Annotated in this window: 7 protein-coding genes; all 7 read right to left on the bottom strand. The window is 59.0% G+C overall.

Annotated features, from left to right (window positions below; translation table 11 throughout):
• Positions 1 to 88: 88 nt before the first annotated feature.
• The 7 genes from corA to dapF all read right to left on the bottom strand — a co-directional run bounded on the left by corA (position 89) and on the right by dapF (position 6809).
• The gene (gene corA / locus AA74_RS0109065) at positions 89 to 1039 is read right to left on the bottom strand and encodes a magnesium/cobalt transporter CorA (RefSeq protein WP_008501540.1); all 951 of its coding nucleotides are present in this window, start codon (positions 1037 to 1039) and stop codon (positions 89 to 91) included.
• A gap of 150 nt (positions 1040 to 1189) precedes the next feature.
• Complete coding sequence (gene ysgD / locus AA74_RS1000000123620) at positions 1190 to 1246, bottom strand: YsgD/CorL family protein (protein ID WP_212743980.1); 57 nt, start codon at positions 1244 to 1246, stop codon at positions 1190 to 1192.
• Between the two features lie 149 nt (positions 1247 to 1395).
• On the bottom strand, positions 1396 to 3558 hold the full coding sequence (gene uvrD, locus AA74_RS0109060; protein WP_025912241.1) for a DNA helicase II: 2163 nt from the start codon (positions 3556 to 3558) through the stop codon (positions 1396 to 1398).
• A 107-nt stretch (positions 3559 to 3665) separates the two neighbouring features.
• Complete coding sequence (yigB, locus tag AA74_RS0109055) at positions 3666 to 4382, bottom strand: 5-amino-6-(5-phospho-D-ribitylamino)uracil phosphatase YigB (protein ID WP_023293565.1); 717 nt, start codon at positions 4380 to 4382, stop codon at positions 3666 to 3668.
• Positions 4382 to 5284, bottom strand: coding sequence for a tyrosine recombinase XerC (gene xerC / locus AA74_RS0109050; protein WP_008501543.1), 903 nt, complete (start codon positions 5282 to 5284; stop codon positions 4382 to 4384). The genes yigB and xerC overlap by 1 nt, the downstream gene beginning before the upstream one ends.
• Positions 5281 to 5988: a DUF484 domain-containing protein gene (locus AA74_RS0109045; protein WP_008501544.1), complete on the bottom strand. Its 708-nt coding sequence runs from the start codon at positions 5986 to 5988 to the stop codon at positions 5281 to 5283. Before AA74_RS0109045 ends, xerC begins: the two co-directional genes overlap by 4 nt.
• Positions 5985 to 6809, bottom strand: coding sequence for a diaminopimelate epimerase (gene dapF / locus AA74_RS0109040; protein WP_008501545.1), 825 nt, complete (start codon positions 6807 to 6809; stop codon positions 5985 to 5987). The genes AA74_RS0109045 and dapF overlap by 4 nt, the downstream gene beginning before the upstream one ends.
• Between the last annotated feature and the right edge of the window lie 33 nt (positions 6810 to 6842).

Here is a 6842-nt window from a genome sequence, read left to right as displayed (position 1 = left end):
CTATGCCAGTTATAACTGTTACCCATGTATCCGGTCTAAAGTGTTACCCATGTTTCCGGTTCATACCGTAGCGCCACCGGGCGGATTCTCAAAGCCAGTTACGACGCTTAAAGTAGAGATACGGCGCCAGCCCGGCGAGGATCATGAAGATAATCGCCCCCGGGTAACCAAAGCTCCACTTCAGCTCCGGCATAAACTCAAAGTTCATCCCGTAGCTGGACGCCACCAGCGTCGGCGGCAGGAACACCACGGACACCACCGAGAAGATCTTAATGATGCGGTTCTGCTCGATGTTGATAAAGCCCATCGCCGCCTGCATCAGGAAGTTGACCTTCTGGAACAGGGATTCGTTGTGCGGCAGCAGGGATTCGATATCGCGCAGGATCTCACGCGCCTGCTCCAGCTGACCGCCCGGCAGACGCGCCTTGCGCACCAGGAAGTTCAGCGCGCGCTGGGTATCCATCAGACACAAGCGCACCTTCCAGCCGATATCTTCCAGCTCCGCCAGCGTCGAAAGCGCTTCGTCGTACTCATCGCCCTGATGGCCTTCCATGATCACGCGGCTCAGCTTTTCCAGATCGCTGTAGATGTTTTCAATTTCATCCGCCAGCTGTTCAATTTTGGTCTCGAACAGATCGAGCAGCAGCTCATAGGCGTTGCCGTCCACCATCGCCTGGCTGCGGGCGCGCATGCGGTAGAGGCGGAATGCCGGTAGCTCACGCTCGCGCAGGGTAAACAGGCGGCCGTCGCGAATGGTAAATGCCACGGTGGAGTTGCCCGCGTGGTCTTCGGCATCTTCGAAGAAGAAGAAGGAGTGAATGTGCAGGCCGTCTTCGTCTTCAAAAAAACGGGCGGATGCTTCGATGTCTTCCAGTTCCGGGCGCGTTGCCAGGCTTTGCCCCAGCTCAGATTGTACGCGAAGGCGCTCATCGTCGTCCGGCTCGACCAGATCCACCCATACGGCATCAATGAGGGGCTGTGACTCTTCGGCTTCAAGCCGAGTCAGTCGGTTATTTTCGAGTTGAAATGCGCTCAACATGACCGGGACTCCCAATGCAAAAAATATCGGACAGTTCGGTGGGCACACAGAAACAAATTGGGTTTCAGACCATTAAACAGCCTGACTCAGCGCGACGGGAATAATGCAGTCGCTGACAACCACTAAGGCCATCAGCAAGAGGAGATAGCCTTAGGAGTTGTTCCTGGATGACAGGGAATTGAGCCAGTATCTACTGGGTGTGTCCAAGGCGAATGTCCTCTTAGCGTAATCGTGCGCGCATGTTACGCCAGCTATAACTGTGGCGTCAACACGCAACGAAACGCTGAAGGGCATTAATTGACCTTCAACGTATAAGGCTAGCAGATTATTACAAAATAATGATATTTTTCTGAAAGTTAGACTGTTTCCAGCTTCGCGTAGGCGGCCACCAGCCATTTGATCCCCTGCCCCTGGAACGCCACCTGCAGGCGGCTGTGCTCGCCGCTGCCTTCCAGATTCACAATGGTGCCTTCGCCAAACTTCGAATGGCGCACGCGCTGGCCCAGCTTGTAGCCGGTGTCGGTTTCCGCCATCGGCGAGCCCATGCGCTGATGGCTGACCGGACGGCTGATGCTCGCCCGCAGACGTACCTCTTCGACACACTCTTCCGGCAGTTCACCGATAAAGCGCGACGGACGGTGGTAGACCTCTTTACCATAGAGACGTCGGGTTTCAGCGTAGGTCAGCGTCAGCTTCTGCATCGCTCGCGTCACGCCCACGTAGGCTAGACGACGCTCCTCTTCCAGACGTCCGCCTTCATCCAGCGACATCTGGCTCGGGAACATCCCCTCTTCCATCCCGACGATAAACACCTGCGGGAACTCCAGACCTTTGGCGGAGTGCAGGGTCATAAGCTGAACCGCATCCTGCCAGGTGTCCGCCTGCCCTTCACCCGCTTCCAGCGCGGCGTGGGAGAGGAATGCCTGCAGCGGCATCAGGTCCTCGTCTTCTTCGTTGTAGCTGAACTGGCGCGTTGCCGTGACCAGTTCCTCTAAGTTCTCAATACGGGTCTGGCCCTTCTCGCCTTTTTCCTGCTCGTACATGGTGCGCAGGCCGGAGTCTTTAATCACCCGGTCGGTCTGCACGTGCAGCGGCATGTCGGCGGTTTCCTGCGCCAGGGCGTCAATCAGTTCAAGGAAGCGCTGCAGGGCGCTGGCCGCGCGTCCGGCAAGCGCTTTTTCCTGCAGCAGCTCGCGGCACGCCTGCCACAGCGTCAGCTGACGGTCGCGCGAGGCCTGACGCACCACGTCCAGCGTGCGGTCGCCAATCCCGCGGGTCGGCGTGTTAACCACGCGTTCAAACGCCGCGTCGTCGTTACGGTTGGCAATCAGACGCAGATACGAGAGCGCATCTTTGATTTCCTGACGTTCGAAGAAGCGCATACCGCCGTAAATGCGGTACGGCATCCCCACCTGCAGCAGCGCCTCTTCCAGCACGCGCGACTGGGCGTTGCTGCGATAGAGAATGGCGCACTGCTCCAGCGCGCCGCCGTTGTCCTGCCAGGTTTTGATGCGGTTGACCACGAAGCGCGCTTCGTCGAGCTCGTTGAAGGCGCAGTAAATCGAAATCGGTTCGCCGTCGACGCCGTCGGTCCACAGCTTTTTACCCAGACGCCCGTTGTTGTTCTCAATCAGGGCGTTAGCCGCGCTCAGGATATTGCTGGTAGAGCGGTAGTTCTGCTCCAGACGGATGGTTTGCGCGCCGGGGAAATCGTTGAGGAAGCGCTGAATGTTCTCCACCTGCGCCCCGCGCCAGCCGTAGATCGACTGATCGTCATCGCCCACGATCATCACCTTGCCGGTATCGCCGGCCAGCAGGCGGATCCATGCGTACTGGATGTTGTTGGTATCCTGGAATTCGTCCACCAGAATGTTGGTGAAGCGTTCGCGGTAGTGCTGCAGGATGTGCGGCTTGTTGAGCCACAGCTCGTGAGCGCGCAGCAGCAGCTCGGCGAAATCCACCAGGCCGGCGCGATCGCACGCTTCCTGATAGGCCTTGTAGACGTTCTGCCAGGTCTGCTCGATCGGGTTGCCGAAGCTCTGAATGTGGTGCGGGCGCAGCCCCTCGTCTTTCTGACCGTTGATGTACCACATCGCCTGACGCGGCGGCCACTGCTTCTCGTCGAGGTTCATCGCCTTGATCAGGCGCTTCAGCAAACGGAGCTGATCTTCGCTGTCGAGGATCTGGAAATCCTGCGGCAGGTTGGCGTCCATGTGGTGCGCACGCAGCAGGCGGTGCGCCAGACCGTGGAAGGTGCCGACCCACATCCCGCCCTGGCTGGTGCCCATCAGCTGGGCGATGCGGTGGCGCATCTCCGCCGCCGCCTTGTTGGTGAACGTGACCGCCATGATGGAGTACGGCGAGCAGTTTTCCACGCTCTGCAGCCAGGCGATACGGTGAACCAGCACGCGCGTCTTACCACTGCCCGCTCCAGCCAGCACCAGCAGGTTGGTGCGCGAGGCGGCAACCGCGTCACGCTGTTTGTCATTAAGGCTGTCGAGCAGGTAAGAAACGTCCATTGGCACCGTCACATAGTATTCAGGAACAGAGCAAAACGCCCGGTGGCGCTTCGCTTACCGGGCCTACAACAGCAAAACCCTGGTAATTTATACAATATTACTGGTGATTATATCAGCGTCGTGAGGGATGCCAACCGCGAAATTTCCACGTGCGGCAGAAGACGGCTATCGGAGGCGATCATCAGGTCAGCATTTTCCGGCTTGATCCAGCAGGCCTGCATGCCGCAGCGGATGGCGCCCGCCACGTCTGTGGTCAGGTCATCCCCCACGTGCAGGATCTTACCCAGCGGCAGGTTAAGCTTATCCGCCGCCAGATGGTACATGTCGCTGAACGGCTTCGCGCGCCCGTGAGGACCCGCACGCAGCACGAATTCAAAGTAATCGCTGAGGCCGAACAGCTCCGGCTGGGCATTGCCGTTGGTGATGGCCACCAGCGGCCACTTTTCGGCAAGCGTCGCCAGCGTGTCGTGGGTTTCCTGCGGCACGTCGATACGGCTGCGCCATTTGGCGAAGTTTTCCATGGCCGCTTCCGCCCCAATCGCGGCATCCTGCGCACTCAGGCCTACATTCAGCATCGCCTGCTCAACCGCGCGACGACGCCATTCGGTCACGTCGTGGTAAATGTCCGGCTCGGTCTCCCGCAGGGACTGACGCAGCTTCTGGAAGTCCTTGTTCTGCATCGTCTTCAGCGCGGGATGATAGTTCTGCACAAACGCCAGCGACTCCTGCTCGGTACGCAGGATCACCTCGCGGTTGTCATAAAGAGTGTCATCAAGGTCAAACGTCAGGGCTGAGATCTGACCGAGTGGGCGGTAAAAACGCATTATTTCCCCCGTTTGGCGCGTGGATGCGCCGCGTCATACACCGAGGCGAGGTGTTGGAAGTCTAAGTGGGTATAAATTTGAGTGGTCGACAGATTTGCGTGGCCAAGCAGTTCCTGCACGCCGCGCAGATCGCCGCTCGACTCAAGCATGTGTGTTGCAAAGGAGTGGCGCAGCTTGTGCGGATGCACGTGGCTGTTTAGCCCCTGCTTAATGCCCCACTCCGCAAAGCGCTTCTGCACGTTACGCGCCGAGATCCGCTTGCCGAGTTTCGACAGGAACAGCGCATCTTCGTCGGTGCCAAACAGCCCGCGCAGGTCAAGCCAGTGCTCAATCCAGGAGACCGCATTGCGGCCAATCGGCAGGCGGCGCTCTTTGCTGCCCTTACCCATTACCCACACTTCGCCCGATTCCAGATCGAGATGCTTCAGGTCGAGGTTGACGAGTTCAGACAGACGCAGCCCGGCACCGTACATCACCTCCAGCATCGCGCGATCGCGGACGGCCAGCGGATCGTTCAGATCGATATCCAGCAGACGGTTTACGTCGTCAACGTCAATATTTTTAGGCAGATGGCGCGGCGCTTTCGGCGTGGCGATCCCTTTTGCCGGGTTGGCTTTTATGCCGCCCTGGCTGACCAGCCAGTCGAAGAAGCTGCGCAGCGCAGAGAGCCTGAGCGCCAGGCTTGCCGGGCTGAGATTTTTTTTGCGGCTACGCACGACGAACGCGCGTACCGTCGCAGCATCACATTGTTGCCAGCTTTTCAGGCCGATCTCGTCGGCGATCTGCATGATGGCATCAAGCTGACGCTGATAGTTAAGCAGCGTAATGGGGCTAAGCTGACGTTCCACGCCGAGATAGCGCAGAAAGCGCGAGACGTCAGTGGCGAGCAGTCCGTCCGTCATACGCGCTCAATCCAGCGCTCCAGCAGCTCGGGCAGCATCAGGGCGATCTCCTGCAGCAGGTGCGTGGCTTGCCCCTGCTCATAGTGATGCGCGTCGCGGCTGGTAAATAAGATGACGCCCAGATCGCCATCGCGCCCCATCAGCGACATCGCCACCGAGCCAATCGCTTTGGCCTCCGGTAACACCACCAGCAGCTCAGGTCCGTTAAGCGGCCCCAGATAGTGGTGCTCATGGCCCAGACGCTGAATGCGCAGCGGTTCAAACGCCTGACGGCTCAGTGCCAGATGGGTAAATCCCGACGGTGCGCCGATGCGCCAGCGGTCAGGAAAAAGACGAATCGTTGCACCCGCCAGCCCCAGCTCGCGGGCCCAGCGGTGGAAGCGGCTGAGGAACTCGTCAAGACTGTGCGCCGACGCCAGACGCGCCTGCAGATGCAGCAGACGATAGAACAGGCTTTCATTGGTGCTGGCCTGCTCCATCAGCAGCGTCATGTTCTCTTCAAGCTGGCTGATGTGGTTGCGCGCGCGCGCCATGTGCCATTCCACCAGCGACACGGTTCCGCGAACCGGATGCGGCACGCGCATCTCTTCGACGACGCGTGCATTGCGAATAAAAAACTCAGGATTGCGCAGCAGATAATCAACAACAGCTCTGTCGTCCAGTTCCGTCACTGTTTCCTGCAGTTCTTCCCCTGGTTGTTTCATAGATGGATAAACCCGTCATAGACATGTGCCGCCGGGCCAGTCATATACAGTGGATGACCCGGTCCTTTCCAGGCGATATCAAGCCGACCGCCCGGTAATTCCACGCGAACCTCTTCAGCCAGTAACCCCTGGGAGATGCCCACGGCCACTGCCGCACAGGCTCCGCTTCCGCAGGCCTGCGTCTCGCCCGCACCGCGCTCGTAAACCCGCAGACGAATGTGCTCGCGCTTCACCACCTGCATAAAACCGATGTTCGCGCGCTCCGGGAAACGTTCGTGGCTTTCCAGCACCGGGCCGAGCGTTTCGACCGCGGCAGTTTCCACATCATCAACCTGAATCACGCAGTGTGGGTTACCCATAGAGACGACGCCGCACAACACTGTCTGCTCGGCCGCCCGCATAATATAGGTCTTTTCCGCTTTGTTTGCGCGAAACGGCACGACGGAAGGCTCGAAGTTAGGCTCGCCCATGTTCACGCGCACCAGCTCATCATCGGTGACGCTGAGCACCATGCGACCATTGGCTGTACTGACGCGAATATCACGCTTGTTAGTCAGCCCTTTCAGGCGGACAAAGCGGGCGAAACAGCGCGCGCCGTTGCCGCACTGGTTCACTTCGCTGCCGTCCGCGTTAAAAATACGGTAGTGGAAATCGAGGTCGGGATCGTACGGCGGCTCAACCACCAGCAGCTGATCGAACCCCACGCCCAGATGCCGATCCGCCAGACGACGGATCAGTTCCGGTGAGAAAAACACATTCTGCGTTACCGCGTCGACGACCATAAAATCGTTGCCAAGGCCATGCATTTTAGAGAACTGCATCATTTGCTCCATTGCGCGGGTACAGAACGTTGT

It is taken from the genome of Enterobacter sp. 5-4, assembly GCF_000612205.1.
GTDB classification, from domain to species: Bacteria; Pseudomonadota; Gammaproteobacteria; order Enterobacterales; family Enterobacteriaceae; genus Enterobacter; species Enterobacter roggenkampii.
The sequence above is the reverse complement of the archived record's forward strand: the minus strand, read 5'-3'. Positions and strand labels throughout refer to the sequence as shown.

Bases quoted from the DNA above. Each gene is read 5' to 3' on its own strand.
- xerC (WP_008501543.1), bottom strand. From the start codon at position 5,284: ATGACGGACGGACTGCTCGCCACTGACGTCTCGCGCTTTCTGCGCTAT.
- corA (WP_008501540.1), bottom strand. From the start codon at position 1,039: ATGTTGAGCGCATTTCAACTCGAAAATAACCGACTGACTCGGCTTGAA.
- yigB (WP_023293565.1), bottom strand. From the start codon at position 4,382: ATGCGTTTTTACCGCCCACTCGGTCAGATCTCAGCCCTGACGTTTGAC.
- uvrD (WP_025912241.1), bottom strand. From the start codon at position 3,558: ATGGACGTTTCTTACCTGCTCGACAGCCTTAATGACAAACAGCGTGAC.
- dapF (WP_008501545.1), bottom strand. From the start codon at position 6,809: ATGCAGTTCTCTAAAATGCATGGCCTTGGCAACGATTTTATGGTCGTC.
- AA74_RS0109045 (WP_008501544.1), bottom strand. From the start codon at position 5,988: ATGAAACAACCAGGGGAAGAACTGCAGGAAACAGTGACGGAACTGGAC.